The sequence below is a fragment of the Micromonospora sp. NPDC047644 genome, from assembly GCF_040704315.1.
Taxonomy (GTDB): domain Bacteria; phylum Actinomycetota; class Actinomycetes; order Mycobacteriales; family Micromonosporaceae; genus Micromonospora.
Genome location: NZ_JBEYSY010000011.1, coordinates 1 through 25,448, shown reverse-complemented (window position 1 = coordinate 25,448; position 25,448 = coordinate 1). Strand labels below are relative to the sequence as shown.

Below are 25,448 nucleotides of genomic sequence, written 5' to 3'. Positions count from 1 at the left end.
TCGCAAGCTCACTCCTCGCGCTCACCGGCCACCCACCCTCGGGGCCGTCGCCAACCTGGCCACGTCCCGCAACACCTGGTCCAGGCTGCCGGCACCGGCCCAGCGCACCACCGGTACGCCGTGCTCCCGGAGCTGCCCGATCATGGTCTCCCGGTCCAGGCGCCACAGCCGGTACGCCACCTCGGCCCAACCCCGGTCCTTCGGCGACGCCAGGTCGGTCGGCAACGTGTCGACCGCCACCACGAACCGCCCACCACGGGCCAACCGGGCGAGCATCTGCGCCGACCGTTCGTCCAGCAGCGGGGTGAGCACCACCACCAACGCGTCCGAGGAGAGCAACTGCGGGCCGAAGACCTGGTCGTACGGTTCGTGTGCGGACGCGTGGACCCGGACGTCGAGCAACCACTCCAGGACGGTCAGGTACTGCCGCCGCCCGGCGGCCGGCCGGAGCCGGCGGGCGGACGGCCCGTACTCCAGCAGCGAGACCCGGTCACCACGGTGCAGGTAGTGCTCGGCGATCGCGGCGGTGGCCCGGACCGTGGTGTCCAACACCGAGGCGGCACCGTCAGCCCCACCGGAGCGGCCCGCCTCGGCGAGCACGTCGAGCAACACCACCACCTCCGCGTCCCGGTCGGAGAGGGTGGCGGCCACGTGCAGCTGCCGGGCCCGCAACGAGACCCGCCAGTCGACCCGGCGCAGCCGGTCACCGGGAGCGAAGACGCGTACGCCGGCGAGTTCGCCGCCCTCTCCGGGTCGGCGAGAGTGGTGCGCGCCGACCAGGCCGGCGGCCCGGGGCATCGCCTCGACCGCCTCGAACGGCTCGGTACGGGGGTAGACCCGCACCCGTACCGGCTCGGTGATCACCGCCCGGGAGACCAGCAGACCGCCGGCCGTGGCGACTCGGGCACCGGCGGGGCCGACCGGGTGCCGGCCCCAGCGCAGGGCCTTGCCGGCCAGCTCCAGGTCGACTGCCGCGCCGCTCGGCACCGACGTCACGAACGGTCGGTCCGCGACGGATCGCCGCCCGCCGTCGCCCGGCGCCGTCGCACCGGTTCCCGGGGTGACGCTCGACTCCCCGTCGTCGGCGGCCTCGTCGCGGCCGAAGCCGGCCCGGTCGATCCGCAGCCACTGCGACACGCGGGTACGCGTCACCACCAGGTCGTAGTCGACGGTGTCCGGGTTGCCGACGGTCACCGCCGCGGCCACGTCACCGCCCTCGACAAGCGGCCCACCATCACCCTGAGTGATCCACACCTGTGGCAGCGCAGTGGGTCGTCGACGCAGCGCGTACGCGGTGCCCAACGCGAACGGGGCGGCGAGCACGATGAGGTCCACCCGGCCCAGCAGCACCCCGGCCACCAGCAGCAGGCCGGCGAGCAGCACCGCGCGGCCGAGCGCCGGGGTGGGTGCCCAGCCGGCAGCCGGTTCCGCCTCGGTGGCCGTCGGCACTGTCGGTCCGGTCATCAGTGCCGGGGCCCGCCGGCGGCGTAGCTGGGCAGCGCGCCACTGGCCGGGGCGGGAGTCGCCTCCAGCACCTCGCCCACCACGAACGCCGGGTCGACCCGGCGCAACCACATCTCCGGGCGCAGGGTGATCCGGTGGGCCAGGGCGGGGGCCGCCACCGACTTGACGTCCTCCGGCACCACGTAGTCCCGTCCGCCGAACACCGCGCGGACCCGGGCCAGCAGCAGCAGCGCCAGCGAACCACGAGGTGAGGCGCCGACCAGCACCGACGGGTGCTCCCGGGTGGCCGCGGTGAGCGACACGATGTAGCGGCCGATGGAGTCCTCCACGACCACGTCCTCCAGGGCGGCCTGCATGGCCCGCAGCGTCGCCGCGTCGACCACCGCCTTGATGTCCGCCTCCTCCCGGCGGCGGCTCATCCGGCGGCGCAGCACCTCCCATTCCTCCTCGTGCTGCGGGTAACCGAACGAGACCCGCAGCAGGAACCGGTCCAGCTGCGCCTCCGGCAGCGGGTAGGTGCCCTCGTACTCGATGGGGTTGGCGGTGGCCAGCACGTGGAACGGCTCGTCGAGCTTGTAGGTCACACCCTCGACCGACACCTGCTTCTCCTGCATCGCCTCCAGCAGCGCGGACTGGGTCTTCGGCGGCGTCCGGTTGATCTCGTCGGCGAGGAGCAGGTTGGTGAAGACCGGGCCGGCCCGGAAGGTGAAGTCACCGTTGCGCTGGTCGTACAGGAAGGAGCCGGTGACGTCCGCGGGGAGCAGGTCGGGAGTGAACTGCAACCGGCGGAAGTCCAACCCGAGAGCCTGGGCGAACGAGCGGGCGGTGAGTGTCTTGCCGAGCCCTGGCAGGTCCTCCAGGAGCACGTGCCCGCCCGCGAGGATGCCGGCGAGGACCAGCTCCAACGCGTCCCGCTTGCCGACCACGACGGTGCCGACCGCGTCCAGGACCGCCCGAGCCAGGTGCCCGACCTCGGCGGGGGCAATGCTCCGGTCCACGTCGTTCATCAGATGCTCTCCAGTTCGGCGACGATCACCGCGAGGTCGCGCGGCGACGGGGTGCGGCGAGGCGGGGTCTCCAGGAACGTCCACAGGCGGTCACCCAGCAGGACGCGGGCGCGGGCGGGATCCGACTCACGGGTGACGCCGTGTTTCAGCCGCATCCGCTCGTCGGCCAGTTCACCGATGCGGGGCAGGACCACCTCGGTGAAACGCTCGGTTCGGTTCGAGGACCAGTCCAGGGGCCGTTCCCACTGGTTGACGGCGCCACGCAGCGCGTCCCGGGCGTCCCAGTTGTAGCTGCCGTCCTCCTCGCCCGCGCCGGCCCGGCGAGCCGGCGGCGACGGGGGTGGCGGCGCGAGCAGGGCGGTGACCCGGCGGACCGCCAGCACGGCGAGCACCCCGGCGACCAGTACGGGAAGCGAGACCTGGAGGCCCACCGCGCGGAGGCCGACCAGCAGGACCGCGACCACCGCGGCGGCCCACGCGAGCGAACGCAGCACCGGACGCCACCGGGACGGGCGCGCCTGCGGACCGACCGGCGCGGCCTCCTCCTCGAACGCGAGCAGATCGTCGATGCTGGTGCTGCTCATGAGGTCACCGCCGCGGTGAGCTCTCCGCGCAGCCGACCGAGCGCGGCGCGGGCCTGGTCCCGGGTGCGTTCGCCGACCGGGTGGGTGGCGTAGCGGGCCTCCCGGTAGACGTGCGCGAACTCGGCCAGCACGTCGGTGCTGGCGATGGCCGGCACGCCCGCCGCCGGGTCACCCTGCAACAGGCGGCTGACCAGGTCGGTGGGGGTGTCCCCGGCGAGCCTCGGCACACCGGCTGCGGCGGCGGTCTCCTCCAGGCGCACCCAGCAGGCGATCACCGCCACCCGGGGGTCGGTGTCCCGGTCGTCGAGCTCCACCAGACCGGCGTCGAGGGCGGCGACCACCTCACGGGCGGTGCCCTCGGCGGTACGGCGGGCCCGCTGCGCGGGTAGTGCCCGGGTGGTGCGGCGCAGCACTCCCCGGATCAGGACCCAGCTGAGATAGCCGAGCGCGGCGAGGATGGCCAACCCGAGCAGGACCACAGCCACGGTGCCGACCCACTGCGGGATGTGCGCCTGGGTGGCCTCGCCGGCGTCGCGGGGCTCGATCGGGATGGACGGCGACGGCTCGGCGGTCGGATACTCGGGAACCCAGGGCACGTTGTCCGCGGCCGGCGGAATGCGACTGGCCCCGATCGACGAGTGGGCGGACGCCAGCGCGGCACCGGCGAGCAGGGCGGCGACCGCGCCGATCGGCCACCACCGGCGGAACAGGCCGAGCACCGGCCGCAACACACCTGGCTCGGCGGGCGGTACCGGTGTGGGCGGGCGTGTTCCGTCTGTCATCGCCACCACCCCACGCGTCGCCTCAGTCCACTCCGGCCAGCTGTTTGGCCTGGCCGAAGACATCGTCCAACATCTCTGGTGTCAACCGCCCGGTGAAAGTGTTCTGCTGACTGACGTGGTAACAGCCGAGCAAGTCCGGAGCGTTCGTGCCGGACCAGTGTGCCCCATGACCGAACGCCGGTCGCGGGCTGGGCGGGCGCTGCCCGTACACCGCGCGGAGCACCGGCCACCACGCGGCCCAGGCGAACGCGCCCAGCGCGACCACGACCCGCAGCGTGGGCCGGATCAACGTGACCTCGCGGTGCAGCCACGGCGCGCAGGTGTCCCGTTCCGGTGGGGTCGGCTTGTTGTCCGGAGGCGCACACCGGACGGCCGAGAAGATCCGCAGGTCGCGCACTGTGAGCCCGTCGTCGGCGGCGACGCTGGTCGGCTGGTTGGCCAGCCCGGCCCGGTGCAGCGCGGCGAACAGCACGTCACCCGAGCGGTCACCGGTGAAGATCCGGCCGGTGCGGTTGCCACCGTGCGCGGCGGGCGCGAGCCCGAGGATGGCGATCCGGGCGTCAGCGGTGCCGAAGCCCGGCACCGGTCGACCCCAGTACTCCTGGTCGCGGAAGGCGGCCCGGCGGGTGCTGGCGACCTCCTCCCGCCACCGCACCAGCCGCGGGCAGGCGAAGCAGTCGCTCACCGCCGCGTCGAGGTCGGCCAGGTCGGTCGCCCGCGCTGCGCGGGCGACCACCTGTGCGGGGGTACGCGTCTCAGCCAAGCTTGGCCCGGAAGAGTTCCAGGGTGCGGGCCCAGGCGCTGGCAGCGGCGCGCTGGTCGAACGCCTCCGGCCGGTCGTCGTTGAAGAAGGCGTGCGAGGTGCCCGGGTAGTCGTAGAGGTGGCAGTCGCCGCCGGCCTCCTCGATGGCCCGCCGGGCGGCCTGTACGCCCTCGGTGGCCGAGGTGCCGTCCTCTTCGGAGCAGTGGATGACAGCCGCCTTGCCGGCGTAGTCGGCCCAGTCGGGACGCATCGACTCCCAGGGAAGCACGGGATAGAAACCGGCGGTCGCGACGATCCGCTCGGAGATGGTGGCCGACCAGAGAGCCAGGCTGCCACCAGCGCAGAAGCCCACGGCACCGACCTTACCGGTGACCTCGGGCCGCCCGGCGAGATAGTCGGCCGCTCCGGCGATGTCCTTCGCCGCCTCGTCCATGCGCATCCCCAGCAGGAGCCGCTGCGCCTCGTCCGGCTCACTGGTCGTCTCACCGTGGTAGAAGTCCGGGGCGAGGGCGACGAACCCGGCCTCGGCGAACCGGTCCGCCACCGACCGGATGTGCGGGACCAGACCCCACCATTCCTGAATGACGATGACGGCGGGGCTGGCCGTGCCGCTGGCGGGTATCGCGAGATACCCCTCGCTCGCGCCCCCGTTGCTGCGGTAGCTCACCATTTCGCCCATGGGCCGTCCTCCTAGCGGTCAGTCATCGTTGGCTGGTCGCCCAGTGGTCCTACGTGCCGGTAGCCTGCCACGCCACGCGGCCCTCCGGAAGACGCCGGAACAGTGGCATTCACCTCCTGTTCGCCCCCCGGTGACTCCGGGTACGCCGACGGCTGCTCGCCCCCGGTGACTCCGGGTACGCCGACGGCGGCGAGGTCCGCCCCCGCCGCCGTCGATGCCGAGCTGCCGCTGTCGTCAGACCTTCTTGGTCAGGCAGAGCACGTAGCCCGTCTTGCCCGGCTCGATGCTGGAGAAGATGTACCCCTCCTCGCCCTCCTTGAAGAACTGGGTGCAGGTGGTGTCGGCCTTCGCCTGCGCCTCGCTCTGGCCGTCCACCCGACCGACCACGTTGTACGCCGCGTCGGTGGAGGTGCACGCCACGACCTTGGCGCCGTCGACCTCCTCCTGCTCGGTGCCGGTGACCTCGGGCAGCTCGGCGATGCAGTCGCCGGTCTTGGCGTCCGCCGTCGCGTCCTTGTTGAAGAAGTCGCCGATCGCCGAGGCGACACCGAACTTCAGGCCGGCGATGACGACGACGGCGAGGATCGCGCCGACGATGCCGAGGACCTTCTTCCCACCGGACTTCTCCGCCTTCGGCTCCGTCGCCTGCGACATCTCGGCGGCCTGCGACATCTCGGCGGCCTGCGGGGTCTCGGCCGCCGGCGTACCGGCCGGCTGCGGCGTCGCGGCCGCCTGGGGCGTCCCGGCCACTTCGGGCGTCCCGGCAACAGGCGGCGTCGCGGCCGCTGGCGGCGTCGCGGCCGCTGGCGGCGTCGCGGCGGCTTCGGGCGTCGCGGCGGCCGGGTCCGGCTCGACCGACCGCTGCTGGGGCACGGCAGGCTGCGGCGCGGCCGCTTGCGGCGTCTCGACGGCCGGCTCAGGATGTGCGGCGTCGGGCGCGGGGGGCGGTGCGACCTGCTCTGGCACGGGGGTTCCTTCCGAGGGGTTGATGAGCAGACGACACCGTAACGATCATTGATTTCCGGTGCCGTCCCGCTCGCCTCGTCCGTTCAGCCATTTCCCAGCATCACCCGCATGATCCAGTTCACACCGTGGTTCAGCTCGTCGGGGTGGGGGTTGGCGTTCCGCTCGACGGCACGCCGGTGGCCGTACCGGCCGGCAACGGTGTCCCGATCTGTCCGGTTGCGCCGCCCGGCTCCGGTGGGCTGGTCGGGTCCGGTGGGCTGGTCGGGTCCACCGTGCCGCTCGGGTCCGGCGTGCTTGTCGGTGACCCGGCCGGAAGAGGCGCGCCCGGCGCACGTGGCACGAAGGGCGCCTGCTCCGGGCAGTACGGGTACGCCCGCAGTACCTGCTTGGCATAGGCGTCTTCGGAGCAGTCCGGGTAGCCGAGCCGGATCGGATTGCCGTTCTGGTCGAAGAGCCGGGCGTTCTCCACCAGGCGGCCCTCGCTGTCGTAGACGAAGACGTCCCGGACCCGGTCGTACGGGCTGTCGACCGAGGTCTGGTCGTAGCCGTAGTCGCCGTAGCGCATCCGATCCTCGGCCTGCACCAGAGCGGCGAGCGCGAAGACCACGAGCACTGCGCTGCCGACCTGAACGGCGGAGCGCGGCCAACGGGTGAGCTGGGCCGAGCTACGACCGATCCAGATGGAGCCGAGCACGAAGCCGATCAGCATGATCAGGCCGGCCAGCAGCTCGCCGCCGAACCTCGGCAGCAGCCCGAATTCGCCACCGGTGGTGATCACGGTGACCAGCATCGCCGCCAGATAGCCGCGCAGCACCCACCAGGCCGGGCGCAACAGTCGGAGGAAGTCGCTGGCCGTCGCGTACCCCAGGGGTGGGCCGAGCCGGGTGTCGACGGTGCGCAGCCGGCCGCGGACCCGGGCCATCGCGCTCGCCACCCGCTGGTCGAGGTTGCGCCCGCTGCCCGGTGCCGCCCCCGCCGCGGCGCGCAGCTCGGCGGCGTACGTCTCGGGCTCACCCAACCGCTCGACCAGGGTGCCCTCGGACTCGGCGGCGACCTCGGTGAGGTGGTCGGCGAGATCCTCGGTCAACTCGTCGCGCTGCCCGGGCGGCAGGTCGGCCAGGGCGGCCCGGACCCGCGCCACATAGTCGATGATCTCCTGCTCCGCGACGGTCATGCCGCCAACCCCCGATCGTCGAGCAAGGTGTCCATTGTGGTGGCGAACGAGCGCCAGAGCTTGCCGGAGCGGGTCAGCTGGTCACGCCCCGCCGCGTTGAGTGAGTAGTACTTGCGGTGCGGGCCGGATTCGCTCGGCACGACGTAGGTGGTGAGCAGGCCGGCGGCGAAGAGGCGGCGCAGCGTCCCGTAGACCGAGGCGTCACCGACCTCTTCCAGGCCGGCCTCGCGCAGCCGGCGCAGGATGTCGTAGCCGTAACCGTCCTCCTCCCGGAGCACGGCCAGGACGGCCAGATCGAGCACGCCCTTCAACAACTGTGTGGTGTCCACGCATTGCACACTAGTGCGCAATGCGCAGTAGCGTCAACGAGATGGCTCCGACACGCCGGGGCGTGCCGAATGTTGATCGACTCGGTTTTCAGGAAGTCGGGCTGTTCGAGGCGCTCGGAGACCGCGGATTCAATGAAGACGAGTCGATCGAGATCGCTAGCGCCGCGTGGTCGGCTGGAGGCTCCAGGCGATGCCGTCCAGGATGTCGTGCTCCGAGGCGACCACCGACGGCATCCCGGCCCGCTCCATGATCACGCGTAGCACGAGCGCACCGGCGCCGATCACGTCGGCGCGGCCGGGGTGCATCACCGGGTTCGCCAACCGCTGCGCACGGGTCTGACCCAGCAACTCCGCGGTCACCCGGGCGACCTCCTCGTACGACACCCGGGCGTGGTGGATGCGCTCCGGGTCGTACTCCCGCAGGCCCTGCGCGAGCGCGACCACCGTGGTGACCGACCCGGCGAGGCCGACCAGGGTGGCCGCCTCGCGACCGGGCACCTCGGCGAGCGCCCGGTCCACCACCGCGGCGATGTCGGCCTGCGCTGCCGCGACCTGCTCGGGCGTGGGCGGGTCAGCGGGCAGGTGCCGCTCGGTCATCCGGACGCAGCCGATGTCCACCGAGATCGCCGAGCGCACCCCGACAGCCCGGTCACCGACCACGAACTCGGTGGAACCACCACCGATGTCGACGACCAGGAACGGCTCCTTCGCGTCGGCGGGCAGCCCGCGCACCGCGCCGGTGAACGACAGCCGGGCCTCCTCGTCGCCGCTGACCACCTCGGGCGCGACACCGAGAGTGGCCCGCACCATCTCGGTGAAGTCGGCGGCGTTGTCGGCGTCGCGGGAGGCCGAGGTGGCACACATCCGCACCCGCTGCGCGCCCAGCTTCTCGATGTCCGCGGCGTACGACGCCAACGCCACCCTGGTCCGCTCGATCGCCTCGGGCGCCAGTCGGCCGGTGCGGTCCACGCCCTGCCCCAGCCGGACGATCTCCATCCGCCGGGTCAGGTCGACCAGCGGCGCCTGCGGCCCGGCGGAGGCGTCGGGCAGGTCGGCGACCAGCAGTCGGATCGAGTTGGTTCCGCAGTCGATGGCCGCCACACGCGTCGTCACGGCAGCAACCTTACGGCAGGACGGGCGGCCACCCGGCGGCTTGGTTGGCCGTGGGCCACGACTCGCCGAGGTCGCCCGACGGGCCCCGCAACAACGCCACCCCGAGCGAGGTCAGGTGATGTCGGACGGCCCCGCCCTCGCGCTCGCTGGCCACCAGACCGGCGGTGCGCAGCGCACGGGCGTGTTCCGAGGCCGAGGAGAGACTGATCCCGACCGCCTGGGACAACACGGTGGTGGTCAGACCCCCGTCGGTCGCCAGTCGGCGCAGCACCAGCGCCCGGGTGACGCCGAGCAACCGACCGAGGGCATCGTCGTCGACAGGGGCCCCGCGTGCGGGCACGACCACCGGGTAGACGAGCAGGATCGGGTAGCCCTCCTCGACAAGCACCCGGGGCCGCGGCCCGGCCAACGGAGAGGGCAGCAGGATGATCCCGTGGCCGGTGCCGGGGAGGTCGCCGTCCCACCACGTCCGCACCTCCAGCACCGGCTCCCGCCACCGGATCCCCGGGTGCAGACCGGCGAAGAGGCTGGCCAGACCATGCTGCGCCAGCCGCTGGCTGGCGGACGTCACCTGCTGACGGTACGCGGACACCAGCTCGGCCCAGTGCGGTTCGAGCACCGCGTCGAACCAGGTCCGCACGGCCCCGCCGAACAGGTCCAGCACCTCCGGGTCGGCCGCCGCGAACCGCCGCCGCAGTGGGCTGGGCGACGTGTCCGCGTACGCCAGGGTGACCTCGTCACGGACCCGCCGCGCCGGGGTGGCCCGGATCGCCTCCAGCCCGGCCTCCACCGACTCCAGGCCGTCGAACGGAGTGACGAAGTCCGGTAGACGTCCCCGGTCGGGCAGCAGATGCCGCAGGATCGCGGTGGCGGCCTGGGCGGCAGCCGTGCCCTCGGCCGCCGCCACCCGCTCGGCCAGGGTCGGGGCCATCGCCGCGACGGTGGGATCGCGCAACCACTGACCAGCCAGCAGCGCGATCCCGACCGGATGCAGCCGATCGGCGAACCGCACCCGGCACAGGTCGGCCGACCCGAGCTGGAGGCGAAGCATGGCAACAGCCTGCCTGCCTTCGGCCAGGACCGAAAGGGTTGATCCGCGGTCGAGCGAACTCCAGTGTGGACGGCGAGGTCGACGGGGGGTGGCCGGCGTGCGGCGAGCACTGGTGGTGTTAACGGGGCTCTGCCTGATGATCGTCGCCGCAGCTTGTGGTGAGCGGGGGCAACCCTCGTCGGCCCCACCAGCCTCACCGTCCGCGTCGAGCGAGCGACCGGCGGCCGGCGACCACCACCTCACCCTGCGGCACGACGGACGCGACCGCACCTACCTGCTGCACGCGCCTCCGGGGTACGACCCAGGCAGACCCTCCGCGCTGGTCATCGCGCTGCACTTCTATCCCGGCCTTGGATCGTCGATGCGGGAGTTGGCGGGCCTGGACGCCCGAGCCGACAAGGACAACGTGCTGGTCGCCTACCCCGACGGGCAGGGCGGCGGCTTCAACGCGCTGATCTGCTGCGGAAGCGAGGACGACGTCGGCTTCCTCAAGGCCCTCACCGATCATCTGGTGCAGACCTGGCACGCGGACCCGAACCGGGTGTTCCTCACCGGCATCTCGAACGGCGGCGACATGAGCTTCCGAGCGGCGGTGGAGAGCACTGGCATGTTCGCCGCGATTGGGGTGGTCAGCGGTGGATACAGCGGAAACGTGACCACCGCCGACAGTTACGTGCCGAAGAGCCCGGTCTCCGTGATCACTTTCATCGGCGGCCAGGACCGCTACGCCTCGATCTTCCAGGCCGGCATGCAGACCTGGCAGCAGAGGCTCCAGTGCCGGCCGAGCCCGAAGGCGTCCGGGGTGCCCGGGGTGACGCACACGGTGGCGGGCTGCGCGGACGGCAGCGAGGTCAGCGTCTACACGATCGCCGACATGGGTCACAGTTGGCCGGGAGCGACATCGGGCCAACTCGCCGCATCCTCCGCGGGGCTGTCCGCCACCGACCTGATGTGGGAGTTCTTCGCCGCCCACCCCCGCAAAGCCTGACCTACAGACGCAGCAGCATCCGGGTGTTGCCCAGCGTGTTCGGCTTGACCCGCTCCAGGTCCAGGAACTCCGCGACACCCTCGTCGTACGAGCGCAGCAACTGCTCGTAGACCGGCTGCGGCACCGGAGCGCCGTCGATCTCGCGGAAACCGAACGAGCCGAAGAACCGGTTCTCGAAGGTGAGCACGAAGATCCGCGCCACGCCCAGCTCGCGGGCCGCGTCGATCAGCTCTCCGACCAGTCGGTGGCCGATGCGCCGGCCCCGGCAGGACGGGTCGACGGCCACCGTGCGGATCTCGGCCAGGTCCTCCCACATGACGTGCAGCGCGCCGCAGCCCACCACCACGTCGTCCTCGGCGCGGACCGCTACCCGGAACTCCTGCACCTGCTCGTAGAGGGTGACGGTGGCCTTGCTCAGCAGCCGCCGGTCGTCGGTGTAGGTGTCGACGAGTCGTCGGATGCCCCGCACGTCCCCGGTGCGGGCCCGCCGTACCGTGATCTGATCCGCGGCCTGCGTGCTCATTCGGCTGCCGGCACGTCCACGCACGGCCCCGCCGACCACCAGGGGTCGACCAGCTCCAACGTCTCGTCGCCGAACGGGTTCACCCCGGGGCCGGCGCCCAACGCGTGACCCAGGTGCACGTGCAGACACTTCACCCGGCCCGGCATCCCACCGGCCGAGATGCCGGCGATCTCCGGAACCTCGCCGATCGCCTCCCGGCGGGTGAGGTAGTCCTCGTGCGCCGCGCGGTACTGGGCGGCCAACTCCGGATCCGTCGTCAGCCGGTCCGCCATCTCCTTCATCAGCCCCGCCGACTCCAGTCGGCTGCACGCGGCGGTGGCCCGGGGGCAGGTCAGGTAGTAGAGCGTCGGAAACGGGGTGCCGTCAGCGAGGCGGGGAGTCGTCTCCACCACGTCGGGCAGGCCGCACGGGCACCGGTGGGCCACCGCGCGGGTGCCCCGGGGCGTCCGGCCGAGCTGCGCGGCCACCGCGGCCAGGTCGGCCTCGGTGGCCGGCTCACGCTGCGGCAGAGGTACGGAATCCGCAGCCGGCTCCGACGGTGGTACGACAGTCACGGTGCCCATCTCTCCTGGTGTGCTGGTCGGTGGATCACTGGCCCGGCTGCTGGCTGTCCGCCGCCCGCACGCTCGACCAGAGCGTGTCGTACCAGGTCACCGGCCCGGCTGGTGGGGCCGAACCGGCCGACTTCCCGGCATCCCGGGCCGCACCCTCCGGGTCGTGCAGGACCACCATTATCTTCTCGCCCGGCTCGCCCATGAAGAACCGCTCCCGAGCCTGCGTCTTGATGTACTCGTCGTCGTTCCAGTTGGCCGCCTCGGCGGCGAGCTTGGCGATCTCGCGCTCCTGCACCGCCTGGGCCGCCTCCATCCGCTCGATGTCGGCCTGCTGGTCGAGGTAGACCCGGACCGGATAGGTGTAGGCCAGCGCGAGCGCGATCAGGACCGCGAACAGCACCGTGGCCCGACCGGTGAAGCGACGGGGGTGGGGTGCGGCGAGGCGCTTCACCGAACCGGCGGCAGCGGTACGCCGAGCGGCGGCGGGACGATTCGCGGAGCGCACTCCTTCGGCGCCACGGGCAGCACCCGGCGCGCGACCGGCCGCGCGCGGCTCGGCGCGTACGCCGGCCTCCCGGACCGATCCCCGCGTGGCCCGCCCACCGCCCGGCCGGCCGGACTGACCCGGCCGGCGGGCGGGACGCTGACCACCCGGTGTGCGGCGCTGCTGCATCGTCACACCCCTCCCCCGAGGCTTCGTGCGTCTCAGGCCGAACGGTAGCGCGGGAACGCGCCGGCGCCCGCGTAGCGCGCCGCGTCGGCCAGCTCCTCCTCGATCCGGAGCAGCTGGTTGTACTTGGCGACGCGGTCCGAGCGGGCCGGGGCGCCGGTCTTGATCTGGCCGCAGCCGGTGGCCACTGCCAGGTCGGCGATGGTGGTGTCCTCGGTCTCACCGGAGCGGTGGCTCATCATGCACTTGAAGCCGGCCCGGTGCGCCAGGTCCACCGCGTCCAGGGTCTCGGTCAGCGAGCCGATCTGGTTGACCTTGACCAGGACCGCGTTCGCGGACTTCTCCGCGATGCCCCGGGCGATGCGCTGCGGGTTGGTGACGAACAGGTCGTCACCGACGATCTGCACCCGGTCGCCGATCGAGGCGGTCAGCGTCTGCCAGCCGCTCCAGTCGTCCTCGGCCAGCGGGTCCTCGATCGACACGATCGGGTACTCGTCGGCCAGCTTGGTGTAGTAGGTGCTCATGTCCTCGGCGGACTTCGCGGCACCCTCGAAGGTGTAGGTGCCGTTGTCGAAGAACTCCGTGGCCGCCACGTCGAGCGCGAACACGATGTCGCTGCCGAGCCGGTAGCCGGCCTTCTCGACCGCCTCGGCGATCAGGTCCAGAGCCGCCGCGTTGGTCGGCAGGTTCGGCGCGAAGCCACCCTCGTCACCGAGGCCCGTCGACAGGCCCTTCTTCTTCAGCACCGACTTCAGCGCGTGGTAGACCTCCGCGCCCGAGCGCAGCGCCTCCCGAAAGGTGGGCGCGCCGATCGGCGCGATCATGAATTCCTGGATGTCGACGTTCGAGTCGGCGTGCGCGCCACCGTTGAGGATGTTCATCATCGGCACGGGCAGGAGGTGCGCGTTCGGGCCGCCCAGGTAGCGGAAGAGGCTCAGCTCGGCGCTGCCGGCAGCGGCCTTCGCCACCGCCAGGGACACCCCGAGGATGGCGTTCGCGCCCAGCTCCGACTTGCTGTCGGTGCCGTCGATGTCGAGCATCTTCTGGTCGATCAGCCGCTGCTCGCTGGCCTCGTACCCGATGATCTGGTCGACGATCTTGTCTTCGACGTTGGAGACCGCCTTCTCCACGCCCTTGCCCTGGTAGCGGTCGGCGTCACCGTCGCGCAGCTCGATCGCCTCGAACGCGCCGGTGGAGGCGCCGGAGGGCACCGCGGCGCGAGCCACCGTGCCGTCGTCCAGGCCGACCTCGACCTCGACCGTGGGGTTGCCCCGCGAGTCGAGAATCTCCCGGGCGACGATTCCCTCGATGGTTGCCACTGAGTCGCTCCTCGTTGTTGTGATCCGGTCCGTGGGTGGGCCGCGACGGTGCGGCTGAGGCAGGTGTTGAACGCAGCGTATCGGGCCACGGGAAACGGCACGGCGTCGCCCGCGCACCCGAGTCGCCCCGCACCGACGGACATTCCCGGATTTCCGGGCGTCAACCGGCAACGGGTTTGCGCTGCGCGGACCGAATCCACCAGGCTGGTCGCCATGCCCGCCGCCTCGACCACCCTCCGCATGCTCGCCGTGTCGGTCATCGCGTCGCTCACGGTCACCGGCTGTCAGACATTCGAGGACGCCGGAGTCGCCATGGGCCGCTCGGAACTCGTCAACGACCTCGCCGCCCGGCTCGATCGGGCGCTGGAGTTGACCTACTCGGCCGACTACCAGTTGCCCGGTGGCCAACGCGCCGCGATCGTGCAGGCGCAGGACCCGGCGCGATCCACGTACACCTATCCCGGAGGGCAACTCACCGTCACCCCGGAGGCCATCACCCGGTGCACGACGACCGGGGCCCGCCCGCAGTGCACGCTGATCACCCCGCCCACCCCCGGCAGCAAGCCCACCGTAACGCTGTTCGGCGAGGCCAACCAGCAGGGCCTCGTCACGCCGCCGGTGGTGGTCGGGCTGCTCACCGCCGCCGCGCTCGACCCCCAGGCGGTCATCAAGCAGAGCGACACCACGGTCGCCGGGCACCACGCCGCCTGCGTCGCGGTGCAGAGCTCGTCGTCCGGCGACTTCACCGCCTGCGTGACCACCGAGGGCGTGCTCGGCAGCTTCACCGGGCCGGTCGACGGCAAGCCGATGGAGCTGGCGATGAGCAACTACTCCGCGGCCGTCGACGAGAGCGCGTTCGAACCACCCACCGGCGCCGATGTCGTCGACCGCCGCCCCGGCGGCTCGTGACCGATCCACCGGGCGGGCCCACCACCGTCGCGCCGCCCGCCGGGTTCCTGCCCGGAGCCGATCGGAGCCGGCCTCCCGGCCCCGGCGACCTGGCCCTGCCCGTGATCGGCGCGAAGCTGCTGACCAGCGTCGACGGCCACCCGCTGCGGGTCGCCGACCTGCCCGCCGACACCGACTGGGTGCCGCTGGGCACCCTCGACGGAGTGCCCGCCTGGGGCACCGACCTGAGCACCACCGCCACCGACCTTCCCGGCCGGGCGCGCGGCTGGGCGTCACTCGCCGCCGAGGTGCCGGAGCCGCACGCCACGCTCGCCGGCCGGGCGCTGGCGGTGCTGACCTGGCGGCGTACCCACCGGTGGTGCGGCGCCTGCCGAGCGGAGCTGACCGACCGACCCGGCGAGACCGCCCGACAGTGCCCCGACTGCGGCCTGTACGTGCCGATGCAGCTCTCCGCCGCCGTACTGGTGGCGATCACCCGACCCGGGCCGCCCGGACACGCTGACGAGCTGCTGCTGGTCCGGCACGCCACCGGCCCGCCCGGACTGTGGGCGCTGGTGGCCGGCTTCGTCGAGGCCGGCGAGACACTTGAGGCGGCGGTGCGCCGGGAGGTCGGTGAGGAGGTCGGGTTGCCCGTCGACCGGCTGGCCTACTTCGGCAGCCAACCGTGGGCGATCTCCGGCCCCGGGGTGCTGCTCGCCGGCTTCACCGCCCGTGCCGCCGACCCGCAGGCCGAACCGGTCGTCGACGGGCGGGAGCTGACCGGGGCGCAGTGGTTCGGCCTGGATGCGCTGCCGGCGCAACTGCCGCCCGCGTACTCCATCTCGCGCTGGTTGATCGACGCGACGGTGACCGCCGGGCGGCGCTGAAACCCGCGCGGCCCGGCGTTTCTCCTCAGAGACCGAGCAGGGTACGCAGATGGCGCGGGGGCGGGCAGTCGTGGGCGAGCATGGCGTCGTGCCAGTCGCGGACCGACACCCCGTCCGGGCGGGCGGCGGCAATCTCGGCCACCTCGCTGTACCCGACGAAGTAGGTGGAGAGCTGGGTGGAGGTCAGTTGGGCGCGCCGCCACTTGCCGGCCGCCTCGCCCTCCTCCTGGAAGCCACGCCCGGTCATCAACGCCATCGCGTCGGCCTCCGGCAGGTCCTCGGCGTGCACCAACTGGTCGAGCAACGCGTTGATGGTCATCCGCAGCTGCATCTTGAGCTGCTGCAACCGCACCGGCAGACCGCCGAAGCCGAGCCCCGTCATCATCTCCTCCGCGTAGACCGCCCAGCCCTCGATGAACGGGCCGGACTCGGCCAGCGCGCGGACCCGGGTGCCGCCGACGTAACGGCGGGCGTGGGCGAGCTGGAGGAAGTGACCCGGCATCGCCTCGTGCACCGTCAGGTTGCGGATCATGTGGTCGTTGTACTCGCGGTAGAACGACTCGACCCGCTGCGCCGGCCAGTCCGACGGGGTGGGCGCGATGCAGTAGAAGGTCGGCACGACGGCGGTCTCCAGCGGGCCGGGCGCATCGCAGTACGCCACCGCGACCCCCCTGGCGAACTCCGGCATCTCCTGGATGACGCACCGGTCGTCGACCACCGTGACCAGGTCGTGTGCGCGGACGAAGTCGGTCGCCTCGTCCAGGGTCACCCCGGCCAGCTCGACGATCGTCGCGTCGTTCGGGTGCTCGGCGGCCAGCAGGTCCAACGCCCGACGTACCGTCGCGTCGTCGGCCGGGCCACCGACCAGCTCGACGGCGGCCTCGCGGATCTCCGCGGTGACCCGGTCCAGGTTGGCCCAGGCGCGGCGCTGGATCTCGGCGGCGCCCAACTCGGTGTCGAGGGTGTGCCAGAGCCGGGCCTCCCAGCGGCGTCGGCCCAGTCGCGGGTCACGGCCGGGGCCGGCGTCGGCGGCCAGACCGGTGCGCAGCCAGGCGACGAACTCGTCCAGCGCGGCGATCGCGGCGGTGGCCGCCGGCTCGACCCGGTCGAGGTGGCCCGGTGCCTGGGCGAGCAACGCCGGCAGCTCGTCGCGGATCAGCGCGGCCGTGCCGGTGAACTGCCCCACCGCCGTTTCGGCATGGATGCGCGGCATGTCCCGCAGCGTCGCGCGGGCGGTGGCGAGGACGTCCGGTACGGCGGCGAGCCGGCCGGCAAGGTGGGTCAGCCGCACGTCCGCGGGGGCGTACGGGCGGGCCAGCAGCGGGTGCAGCAGCGGGCCGGGGTTGTGCCGCAGCGGATCCCACTCGTGCGAGCGGATCTCGGTCAGCTCGAACAGCTCCCGGTCCACGAATGAGCTGAGCAGGGCGTGGTCGACCTGTTCGTCGACGTCGAGCGAGTCCGGGTCCAGCTCGGACAGTGCGTTGGCCGCGTCGAAGAGCATCGCCCGATCGGCAGCCAACCCGTCGGCGGACAGATCCGGCAGCCGGTCGTCGAAGCGGTGGTCACCCGCGGCGGTGGCAACCCCCGGCCGCGACTCCAGTAGCGCCTCGACAACCCGCTCAGCCAGCACCCCGAACGCTTCCACCGCACCACCCTACCGACCGCCCCACCCTCCGCCACCTGATACGTCGATCATGAAGTTGTTGCCGTCGACATCGGCGTGTCGTGGCAACAACTTCATGATCAACGCGGGTCAGAGGGCTCGGGGGTGGGGGGTTCGGCTTGGCGGATGGCCTCTGCGTAGGCCAGGGTGGCGCGGCGGAGGGCCGCTTCCGGATCGATGCCCGCCTCCCGGGCGGCGGCGACCGTGGCCAGCAGGCTCGCGCCCAACCTTGCTTCGGCGTCCACCTGGGTGTCTGCCAACGCCGGTGGAACCTTGATGCCCCTGCGGGCGGCGCGCTCCAGGATTTGGGCGGCCAGGGCCAGCGCGGGCTGGCTCAGGGCCACCCCGTCCAACACCGAGTGCCGTGCCTTCTCCGCGCGCTTGATCCGCTCCCAGTTCTCGGTGATCTCCTCCAGGGTGCCCACCTCGGCACCGGCGAAGACGTGCGGATTACGCCGGATCATCTTGTCGACCAGGCCACCGGCCACGTCGTCGATGGTCCACCGCTCGTCCTCGGGCAACTCCTCGGCGAGCCGTGCGTGCAGCACCACCTGCAACAACACGTCGCCCAACTCCTCGCGCAGCGCGTCGGTGTCGTCGGCGCTGATCGCGTCGTACGCCTCGTAGCTCTCCTCCAGCAGGTAACCGGCGAGGCTGCGGTGCGTCTGCGCCCGCTTCCACGGGTCACCACCCGGAGAGGCCAGTCGATCCAGCACGGCCACCGCGTCGAGCAGCCGGGCACCCGGCGGATCCCACGAGCCGTACATCAACTCCATCTCGGCCAACCCCGGCTGCCGGGCCAGCCGCAGACCCAACTCCCGGGCCAGCGCCTCGTCACCCGCCGGACCGGCCAGCCACACCACGGTGCCGTGCGTCGCCACCGCGTCCAGCAACGGCTGCGTCGCCGGGCCGTCCACCACGGTGACCTCGGCGCCCGCCTGGCGAACGGCCGTGGTCAACTCGCTGTCCGCGCCGGCCAACACCGGGTGCTGGCGTACGACGTCCCAGGCCGCAGCCGTCAGCAGGCCGGCGGGCAACCGGGGTGAGGTGACCAGGAGGACGATCCGTGCCGTCATGCTCAGCTGGCCGTGCCCTCGGCCTCCGGCGCCCCGGTCGCCTCCGGGGTGGAAATGTCGGTGACCGCGTCGGAGCCCGGCTCACCCAGCGGCACACTCACCGCGGGCGCGTCGCCGGCGAAGCTGAGCAGCGGGAACTCGAGCGGACGGTAGCGAGGGCTGACGGTGACGTCGTATCGACCGGCCGCCTCGGCCAGGATCCTCTTGGTCGCCAGCGCGCCGCGCAGCTGCTCACCGTCGAGCTGCTGGACGGCGGCCTCATCGGTCACCTCGGCGGGGATCTTGCCGGCCGCACGACCGGCGGCGATCACGTCGGCGATCTCCTCCTTGGTCGGCTCGACCGGCTCGGCCGGCAACCCGGACAGGCAGGTGAAGAGCTTCGCCACCTCCCGCACGTGCCCGGTCTCCGGGTCGAGACCGAGCTGCTGGGCGGCCTGGTCGGGCGCCACCTGGCCACGCGGCTGGTAGTTCTTCTCGGCGGAGAGCTTCTCGCACACCTTGGTCAGCACCATGGTCCGAACCACGTCGGCCACCTTGGGCAGGGTCGGTTGCGCCGCCCCGGGCTGTCCACTGGCGGAGGACTCCGGCGTCGGGTTCTTCGTCCGCAGGTCCTTCATCGCGGTGGAGACCTGAACGTCGGTGATGCGCTGGTCACCGATGTAAGCGGCGATACCAGGCTCAGCACGGCAACCGGAGAGGGCGACGAGGCCGAGCGCCACAGTGGCGACGGCGGCAAGACGGCGAGCACGCATAGCCGTCACTCTCTCACGCCGTCACCCGGGGTTGTGACACCCCCCACCTTCGCTCAGGCCACGACCAGGGACGGCGTCGACGTGGACCGCCCCTGGTCGAGAGCACACCGCCGGCTCAGGCGCTCGCGGCCACGGCGAGTGCGGCGGGCGCACCGAGCACATCGGAGAGCAGTTGCGCGCACCACTGGAGCAGCGCCTGGTCACGCAGCGGCTCGCCACCGATCCGACGGGTGGTCGGTCGGGGCACGCTGACCTGGTCGGTGGCCTGCTTGTAGACGGCATCCGGGTGGTAGCGCTTGAGCCGCAACTGCTTCGAGTCCGGTAGGGGCAGCGGGCCGAACCGTACGTGCTTGCCCTGCATGGACACGTCGGTCAGGCCGTAGCGGCGGGCCAGCAGACGGAACCGGGCCACCTCCACGAGGTTCTGCACCGGGGCCGGCGGCTCGCCGTACCGGTCGGTCATCTCGGCGATCACCTCGCCCAGCCGCTCCTCGTCGCGTGCCTCGGCGAGCTTGCGGTACATCTCCAGACGCAGCCGCTCCACACTCACGTAGTCGTGTGGCAGGTGCGCGTCGACCGGCAGGTCGATCTTGACGTCGGTCTCCTCCTCGGGCCGCTCACCCTTGAACGCGGAGACCGCCTCGCCGACCATCCGCACGTACAGGTCGAAGCCGACGCCCTCGATGTGCCCGGACTGCTCGCCACCGAGCAGGTTGCCGGCGCCCCGGATCTCCAGGTCCTTCATCGCCACGTACATGCCGGCGCCCAACTCGGTGTGCTGGGCGATGGTCGCCAACCGCTCGTGGGCGTGCTCGGTGAGCGGCTTCTCCGGCGGGTAGAGGAAGTACGCGTACGCCCGCTCCCGGCCCCGGCCGACCCGGCCCCTGATCTGGTGCAGCTGGGCCAGGCCGAGCAGGTCGGCCCGCTCCACGATCAGCGTGTTGGCGTTCGGGATGTCGATGCCCGACTCGACGATCGTGGTGCAGACCAGGACGTCGAACTCCTTCTCCCAGAAGCCGACCATGACCTTCTCCAGGGCTTCCTCGCTCATCTGGCCGTGCGCCACCGCCACCCGCGCCTCGGGCACCAGCTCCCGCAGCCGCCGTGCCGCGCGGTCGATCGACTCGACCCGGTTGTGCAGGTAGAAGACCTGCCCGTCGCGGAGCAGCTCACGGTGGATGGACGCGGCCACCTGCCGGTCGTCCTGCGCGCCGACGAAGGTGAGCACCGGGTGCCGCTCCTCCGGCGGGGTGGCGATGGTGGACATCTCCCGGATGCCGGTGATCGCCATCTCCAGGGTGCGCGGGATCGGGGTGGCCGACATGCTGAGCACGTCGACCGACGCGCGCAGCGTCTTCAGGTGCTCCTTGTGCTCGACACCGAAGCGCTGCTCCTCGTCGACGATCACCAGGCCCAGCTGCTTGAAGCGGGTCGCCGTCTGCAACAGCCGGTGCGTACCGATGACGATGTCGACGGTGCCGTCGCCGACCATCTCCAGCGTGCGCTCGGTCTCCTTCGCCGTCTGGAACCGGGACAGCTGCCGGATCTGGACCGGGAACTGGCTCATCCGCTCGGCGAACGTGTTGTAGTGCTGCTGCACCAGCAGGGTGGTCGGCACCAGCACCGCCACCTGCTTGCCGTCCTGCACCGCCTTGAAGGCCGCCCGGACCGCGATCTCGGTCTTGCCGTAGCCGACGTCACCGCAGATCAGCCGGTCCATCGGGACGGTCTGCTCCATGTCCCGCTTGACCTCGTCGATCGCGGCGAGCTGGTCCGGCGTCTCCTGCCAGGGGAAGGCGTCCTCCAGCTCCCGCTGCCACGGGGTGTCCGGGCCGAACGAGTGCCCCTTGGACGCCTTGCGGGCGGCGTAGAGCTGGATGAGCTGCGCCGCGATCTCCCGGACCGCCTTGCGGGCGCGGGCCTTGGACTTCTGCCAGTCCGAGCCGCCCATCTTGTGCAGGGTCGGCTGCTCGCCGCCCACGTAACGGGAGAGCTGGTCGAGCTGGTCGGTCGGGACGAACAACCGGTCGCCGGGCTGGCCCCGCTTGCTGGCCGCGTACTCGATGACGAGGTATTCCCGGCTGGCACCGTTGACGGTGCGCTGCACCAGCTCGACGTAGCGGCCGATGCCGTGCTGCTCGTGCACCACGTGGTCGCCGGTCTTCAACTCCAGCGGGTCGATGGTGTTGCGCCGCCGGCTCGGCATCTTGCGCATGTCCCGCGTCGAGGTGCCCCGACCGCCGGTCACGTCGTTGCCGGTGAGCAGCACGAAGCGGGACGCCTCGTCGACGAACCCGCTGCTCAGCGCACCGCAGGTGACCACCAGCTCGCCGGGTACGGGCGCGGTCGGCACCTCCTCGGTCAACCGGGCGCCCAGGCCGGCGTCGCGCAGCACCTCCACCGCCCGCTGGGCGGGCCCGTGCCCCTCGAAGACCAGCGCGATCGACCAACCCTCACCGGCCCAGCGCTTCAGGTCCTCCACCACCCGCGAGGTCTCGCCGTGATAGAGCGGCGCCGGTTGGGCGGCCAGGGTCACCGCGATGGCGTCGTCCGGGGTGACGGCGGCCTCTTCCGGCGCGTCCTCCCAGGGCTGCCTCGTCTCGGCGGTCTCCCCCTCCACCAATCCGAACGGGGAGAGCGTCCACCACGGCTGACCGAGCTTGCCCGCTGCGGCGCGTACCTCGCCGAGGGTGCGGAAGGCGGCGGCGCCGACGTCCACCGGGGCCTGGCCGCCGACCGCGGCGGCGGCCCAGCTGGCCTGCAAGAACTCCTCCGACGTACGCACCAGGTCGTGCGCCCGGGTGCGGATCCGCTCCGGGTCGCAGAGCAGGACGTGGGTGCCGGCCGGCATGGCGTCCAGCAGCAGCTCCAGCGAGTCGGGGCCGACCAGCACCGGGGCCAGCGACTCCATCCCCTCCACCGGGATGCCCTCGGCCAGCTTGTCGAGGATCTCGGCCAGCTCGGGGTGCTGCTCGGCGAGCGCGGCGGCCCGGTCGCGGACGGCCGGGGTGAGCAGCAGCTCACGGCAGGGCGGTGCCCAGAGCAGCGGCACCTGCTCGATGGTCCGCTGGTCGGCGACGGCGAAGGTGCGGATCTCCTCCACCTCGTCGCCCCAGAACTCGACCCGGGACGGGTGCTCGTCGGTGGGCGGAAAGACGTCGAGGATGCCTCCGCGCACCGCGAACTCGCCGCGCTTGGTGACCAGGTCGACCCGGGCGTACGCCATGTCGATGAGCCGGCGGGCGACCTCTTCCAGATCCGCCTCCTCACCGGCGGCGAGCTGCACCGGCTCCAGATCGCCGAGCCCCTTCAGCTGCGGCTGGAGCAGCGAACGGACCGGGGCCACGACCACTCGTAGGGGCCCGGTGCCGCCGTGCGCGTCGGTCGCCTCCGGGTGCGCCAGCCGGCGCAGCACGGCCAGCCGCCGGCCGACCGTGTCGGAGCGGGGGGACAGCCGCTCGTGCGGCAGCGTCTCCCAGGAGGGGAAGACGACCACCTGCTCGGCCGGCAGCAACCCGCCCAGCGCGGCGGCCAGGTCGTCGGCCTCCCGGGTGGTGGCGGTCACGGCCAGCACCGGTCGCCCGGCGCCGTCGTTGTCCGCGGCGACCGCCGCGACGGCGAACGGGCGCAGTGCCGCCGGAGCGGTGATGTCGAGGCCGTCGACCTGGGCGGCACCGGAGCGCGCCAGGTCACGCGCCCGGGCCAGGCCGGGGTCGGCCAGGGCGGCGGTGAACAGACCGGTGAGCAAGGGAAATCCTTCCCGGGGAGTCGACGCACACGACGGCGGCCCCTCGTCCAGCCGGACGGGGGGGGCGCGACAACAAGCCTAGCTCCGTCGACCGACAGCCACCCCCTTCCGCCGAGGTCCGACGCCACCACGGCGCGTCGCCCCGCGCCCCGCGCCCCGCGCCCCGCGCCCCGCGCCCCGCGCCCCGCGCCCCGCGCCCCGCGCCCCGCGCCCCGCGCCCAAGATCCGACACCTTCCCCGATACTGCTGCCTCCGACACGCACGGAGACACCAACATCCCTGATCCTGCACGGATCTTGAGGACAAACGCCACCTCTGGGGTGACGGGAGCCCCGGCGTGGCGCCCATGGCCACCAAGATCGCACTCGAACCAGGATGTAGTGGCCACGGAACGCCGGGGAAGCCACTAGAACCAGGATGTTGCGCGATCTTGAGATCGGGACGCCCGCACAGAGGCATCCATCGCCGTTTCTGGACAGCCAAGCCGCAGCACCAGCCGGGCCTCCGCTGACCCACTCGGGTTCCGTGAAGTCGCGCTTTCCACCTCGCTCGAACACCGCGTCTTCAAGAAAGCCGAGTGGATCAAGGCGCAAGCACGGACCGCCGCCACACCGCGAGCACAGACCGCGACCACACCGCAAACACAGACCGCCACCACACCGCGAGCACAGACCGCGACCACACCGCAAGCAGGGACCGCGACCACAACGCAAGCGTGGACCGCGACCACCGCAAGCACGGACCGCGACCACCGCAAGCACGGACCGCGACCACCGCAAGCACGGACCGCGACTACACCGGATTGTCGAAACGGTCGAGGCGGCCAGGAGCAGCACGCCCAGCAGCCGTCGGTCGCCGACCGCGCGTCGGTCGCCGACCGCACGCCGGCCGCACGCCGGGCCCGCGCCGGCCGCACGCCGGGCCCGCGCCGGCCGCACGCCGGGCCTGCGCCGCTCCACGCCGGGCCCGCGCCGGGCCGGGCATCTGCGGGGGTACAGGCGCCGCCTACCGACCACCGACCGGCCACGGCTGGCCGGTCTAGAGGGTCTGCACGGTGGCGATGCGTTCCTCAAGCTGCTCGATGGTGGCCTGGGCGCTCGGCGGACCGCCGCAGAGCCGGCGCAACTCGGCATGGATCTTGCCATGCGGCTGACCGGTGCGGTGGTGTCGAGCGGCCACCAGAGCGTTCAGTTGGCGCCGGAGCGCCACGCGACGCTGGGCGGCGCTCATGGGTGCGGGAGGCGCTGCCGTGGCCGCAGCGGCCGGCTGAGCGGCCCCGTCGGCCGTACGGCGGCGTTGGGCGGCGAGCTGTGCGGCCTGCCGCTTGGTCAGTAGCAGCGAAACCTGGTCGGCGGTGAGCAGACCGGGCAGGCCGAGGTATTCCTCTTCCTCGGGGGTGCCGGCCTGGGCCGCGGTACCGAACGACGCGCCGTCGAAGATCACCTGGTCCAGCTCGGCGGTGGCCGAGAGCGCCGCGAACCGCTTCTCCAGTTCCCCGCTGGCCTGGTCGTCGCGCTGCGCGCGTTCCAACAGGTCGTCGTCGAAACCGTCGGCTTCCTTGGGTTTACCGAGTACGTGGTCGCGCTCGGTCTCCATCTCGCTGGCCAGCCCGAGCAGGTGCGGCACGCTGGGCAGGAACACCGACGCGGTCTCCCCGGGCCGGCGGGCCCGCACGAACCGGCCGATCGCCTGGGCGAAGTACAGCGGGGTGCTGGCGCTGGTGGCGTAGACCCCGACCGCCAGTCGTGGGATGTCGACCCCCTCGGACACCATCCGCACCGCGACCATCCACCGCTGGTCGGACGCCGCGAACGTCGCGATCCGGGCGGACGCGCCCTGGTCGTCGGAGAGCACCACGGCGGCCTTCTCACCGGTCACCTGCTCGATGAGCTTGGCGTACGAGCGGGCGGTCTGCTGATCGGTGGCGATGATCAAACCACCGGCGTCGGGCATGCCCGCGTTGCGCAGCACCGTGAGTCGGGCGTCGGCGGCCCGCAGCACCTGCGGCATCCAGTCGCCGGCCGGGTCCAGGGCGGTACGCCACGCCTGGGCCACCAGGTCCTGGGTCATCGGCTCGCCCAGCCGGGCGGCCAGCTCGTCGCCCGCGTTGGTACGCCAGCGGGTCTCCCCGGAGTACGCCAGGAAGAGCACCGGCCGGACCACCCCGTCGCGCAGCGCGTCGGAGTAGCCGTACACCGAGTCGGCGCGGGAGCGCAGCAGCCCGTCCCCGCTCCGCTCGTAGCTGACGAACGGGATCGGGTTGTCGTCGGAGCGGAAGGGTGTCCCGGTGAGCATCAGCCGGCGTACGGCGGGTTCGAAGGCGTTCTTCACCCCGTCGCCCCAGGACCGGGAGTCGCCGGCGTGGTGGATCTCGTCGAGGATGACCAGGGTGCGCCGGGTCATGGTGCGCCGTCGGTGCACCTGCGGGGCCATGCCCACCTGCGCGTAGGTGACGACCGCGCCGTGGA

General features: G+C 72.3%; 23 protein-coding genes. 3 read left to right on the top strand and 20 right to left on the bottom strand.

What is annotated here, in order from left to right:
- Positions 1 to 21: 21 nt before the first annotated feature.
- From AB0877_RS19175 to AB0877_RS19125, 11 genes are all read right to left on the bottom strand, one after another.
- Positions 22 to 1,464: a DUF58 domain-containing protein gene (locus tag AB0877_RS19175; RefSeq protein ID WP_366610321.1), complete on the bottom strand. Its 1,443-nt coding sequence runs from the start codon at positions 1,462 to 1,464 to the stop codon at positions 22 to 24.
- Complete coding sequence (locus AB0877_RS19170; protein ID WP_091394243.1) at positions 1,464 to 2,471, bottom strand: MoxR family ATPase; 1,008 nt, start codon at positions 2,469 to 2,471, stop codon at positions 1,464 to 1,466. Before AB0877_RS19170 ends, AB0877_RS19175 begins: the two co-directional genes overlap by 1 nt.
- Positions 2,471 to 3,055 carry a hypothetical protein gene (locus AB0877_RS19165; protein WP_366610319.1) on the bottom strand — a complete coding sequence of 195 codons (585 nt, stop codon included), beginning with the start codon at positions 3,053 to 3,055 and terminating at the stop codon, positions 2,471 to 2,473. Before AB0877_RS19165 ends, AB0877_RS19170 begins: the two co-directional genes overlap by 1 nt.
- Positions 3,052 to 3,837 (bottom strand): DUF4129 domain-containing protein, encoded by a 786-nt coding sequence (locus AB0877_RS19160; protein ID WP_366610318.1) that lies wholly within the window; start codon positions 3,835 to 3,837, stop codon positions 3,052 to 3,054. Before AB0877_RS19160 ends, AB0877_RS19165 begins: the two co-directional genes overlap by 4 nt.
- Positions 3,838 to 3,859: 22 nt before the next feature.
- Positions 3,860 to 4,573, bottom strand: coding sequence for a uracil-DNA glycosylase (locus tag AB0877_RS19155; protein WP_366610317.1), 714 nt, complete (start codon positions 4,571 to 4,573; stop codon positions 3,860 to 3,862).
- A gap of 19 nt (positions 4,574 to 4,592) precedes the next feature.
- Complete coding sequence (locus AB0877_RS19150) at positions 4,593 to 5,279, bottom strand: dienelactone hydrolase family protein (RefSeq protein WP_366610315.1); 687 nt, start codon at positions 5,277 to 5,279, stop codon at positions 4,593 to 4,595.
- Positions 5,280 to 5,513: 234 nt separating this feature from the next.
- The gene (locus AB0877_RS19145) at positions 5,514 to 6,245 is read right to left on the bottom strand and encodes a hypothetical protein (RefSeq protein ID WP_366610313.1); all 732 of its coding nucleotides are present in this window, start codon (positions 6,243 to 6,245) and stop codon (positions 5,514 to 5,516) included.
- 130 nt (positions 6,246 to 6,375) lie between these two features.
- Positions 6,376 to 7,419: a hypothetical protein gene (locus AB0877_RS19140; protein WP_366610311.1), complete on the bottom strand. Its 1,044-nt coding sequence runs from the start codon at positions 7,417 to 7,419 to the stop codon at positions 6,376 to 6,378.
- Positions 7,416 to 7,748, bottom strand: a complete 333-nt coding sequence (locus tag AB0877_RS19135) for a PadR family transcriptional regulator (RefSeq protein ID WP_088986312.1) — start codon at positions 7,746 to 7,748, stop codon at positions 7,416 to 7,418. Before AB0877_RS19135 ends, AB0877_RS19140 begins: the two co-directional genes overlap by 4 nt.
- Positions 7,749 to 7,904: 156 nt before the next feature.
- On the bottom strand, positions 7,905 to 8,849 hold the full coding sequence (locus AB0877_RS19130) for a Ppx/GppA phosphatase family protein (RefSeq protein ID WP_366610616.1): 945 nt from the start codon (positions 8,847 to 8,849) through the stop codon (positions 7,905 to 7,907).
- A gap of 22 nt (positions 8,850 to 8,871) precedes the next feature.
- Positions 8,872 to 9,912 carry a helix-turn-helix domain-containing protein gene (locus AB0877_RS19125; protein ID WP_366610309.1) on the bottom strand — a complete coding sequence of 347 codons (1,041 nt, stop codon included), beginning with the start codon at positions 9,910 to 9,912 and terminating at the stop codon, positions 8,872 to 8,874.
- 97 nt (positions 9,913 to 10,009) lie between these two features.
- Between AB0877_RS19125 and AB0877_RS19120 the strand changes: the two genes are divergently transcribed.
- The gene (locus AB0877_RS19120) at positions 10,010 to 10,900 is read left to right on the top strand and encodes a PHB depolymerase family esterase (RefSeq protein ID WP_366610308.1); all 891 of its coding nucleotides are present in this window, start codon (positions 10,010 to 10,012) and stop codon (positions 10,898 to 10,900) included.
- 1 nt (position 10,901) lies between these two features.
- On the opposite strand, the gene AB0877_RS19115 is transcribed toward AB0877_RS19120, so the two are convergent.
- From AB0877_RS19115 to eno, 4 genes are read right to left on the bottom strand one after another with little or no spacing between them, the layout of a single operon-like run.
- The gene (locus tag AB0877_RS19115) at positions 10,902 to 11,423 is read right to left on the bottom strand and encodes an amino-acid N-acetyltransferase (protein ID WP_366610306.1); all 522 of its coding nucleotides are present in this window, start codon (positions 11,421 to 11,423) and stop codon (positions 10,902 to 10,904) included.
- Positions 11,420 to 11,977, bottom strand: a complete 558-nt coding sequence (locus AB0877_RS19110) for a DUF501 domain-containing protein (protein WP_366610305.1) — start codon at positions 11,975 to 11,977, stop codon at positions 11,420 to 11,422. The genes AB0877_RS19115 and AB0877_RS19110 overlap by 4 nt, the downstream gene beginning before the upstream one ends.
- 34 nt (positions 11,978 to 12,011) lie before the next feature.
- Positions 12,012 to 12,650, bottom strand: a complete 639-nt coding sequence (locus tag AB0877_RS19105; protein ID WP_366610303.1) for a septum formation initiator family protein — start codon at positions 12,648 to 12,650, stop codon at positions 12,012 to 12,014.
- A 32-nt stretch (positions 12,651 to 12,682) separates the two neighbouring features.
- Positions 12,683 to 13,966 (bottom strand): phosphopyruvate hydratase, encoded by a 1,284-nt coding sequence (eno, locus tag AB0877_RS19100; protein WP_145786337.1) that lies wholly within the window; start codon positions 13,964 to 13,966, stop codon positions 12,683 to 12,685.
- Between the two features lie 213 nt (positions 13,967 to 14,179).
- Between eno and AB0877_RS19095 the strand changes: the two genes are divergently transcribed.
- Together AB0877_RS19095 and nudC are read left to right on the top strand one after the other, a co-directional pair.
- Positions 14,180 to 14,875, top strand: a complete 696-nt coding sequence (locus AB0877_RS19095) for a hypothetical protein (RefSeq protein ID WP_366610301.1) — start codon at positions 14,180 to 14,182, stop codon at positions 14,873 to 14,875.
- Positions 14,872 to 15,741, top strand: a complete 870-nt coding sequence (gene nudC, locus AB0877_RS19090; protein ID WP_366610300.1) for an NAD(+) diphosphatase — start codon at positions 14,872 to 14,874, stop codon at positions 15,739 to 15,741. The genes AB0877_RS19095 and nudC overlap by 4 nt, the downstream gene beginning before the upstream one ends.
- Positions 15,742 to 15,766: 25 nt before the next feature.
- On the opposite strand, the gene AB0877_RS19085 is transcribed toward nudC, so the two are convergent.
- From AB0877_RS19085 to AB0877_RS19065, 5 genes are all read right to left on the bottom strand, one after another.
- Entirely contained in the window at positions 15,767 to 17,386 is a 1,620-nt protein-coding gene (locus AB0877_RS19085; protein ID WP_366610298.1) for a DUF885 domain-containing protein, read from the bottom strand.
- A gap of 98 nt (positions 17,387 to 17,484) precedes the next feature.
- Positions 17,485 to 18,480, bottom strand: a complete 996-nt coding sequence (locus AB0877_RS19080; protein WP_366610296.1) for a nucleoside triphosphate pyrophosphohydrolase — start codon at positions 18,478 to 18,480, stop codon at positions 17,485 to 17,487.
- A 2-nt stretch (positions 18,481 to 18,482) separates the two neighbouring features.
- On the bottom strand, positions 18,483 to 19,232 hold the full coding sequence (locus tag AB0877_RS19075) for a hypothetical protein (protein ID WP_366610294.1): 750 nt from the start codon (positions 19,230 to 19,232) through the stop codon (positions 18,483 to 18,485).
- Positions 19,233 to 19,347: 115 nt separating this feature from the next.
- Entirely contained in the window at positions 19,348 to 22,980 is a 3,633-nt protein-coding gene (gene mfd / locus AB0877_RS19070) for a transcription-repair coupling factor (protein ID WP_366610292.1), read from the bottom strand.
- A 1,038-nt stretch (positions 22,981 to 24,018) separates the two neighbouring features.
- On the bottom strand, positions 24,019 to 25,448 hold a 1,430-nt coding region (locus AB0877_RS19065), incomplete at its 5' end, for an ATP-dependent helicase (RefSeq protein WP_366610291.1).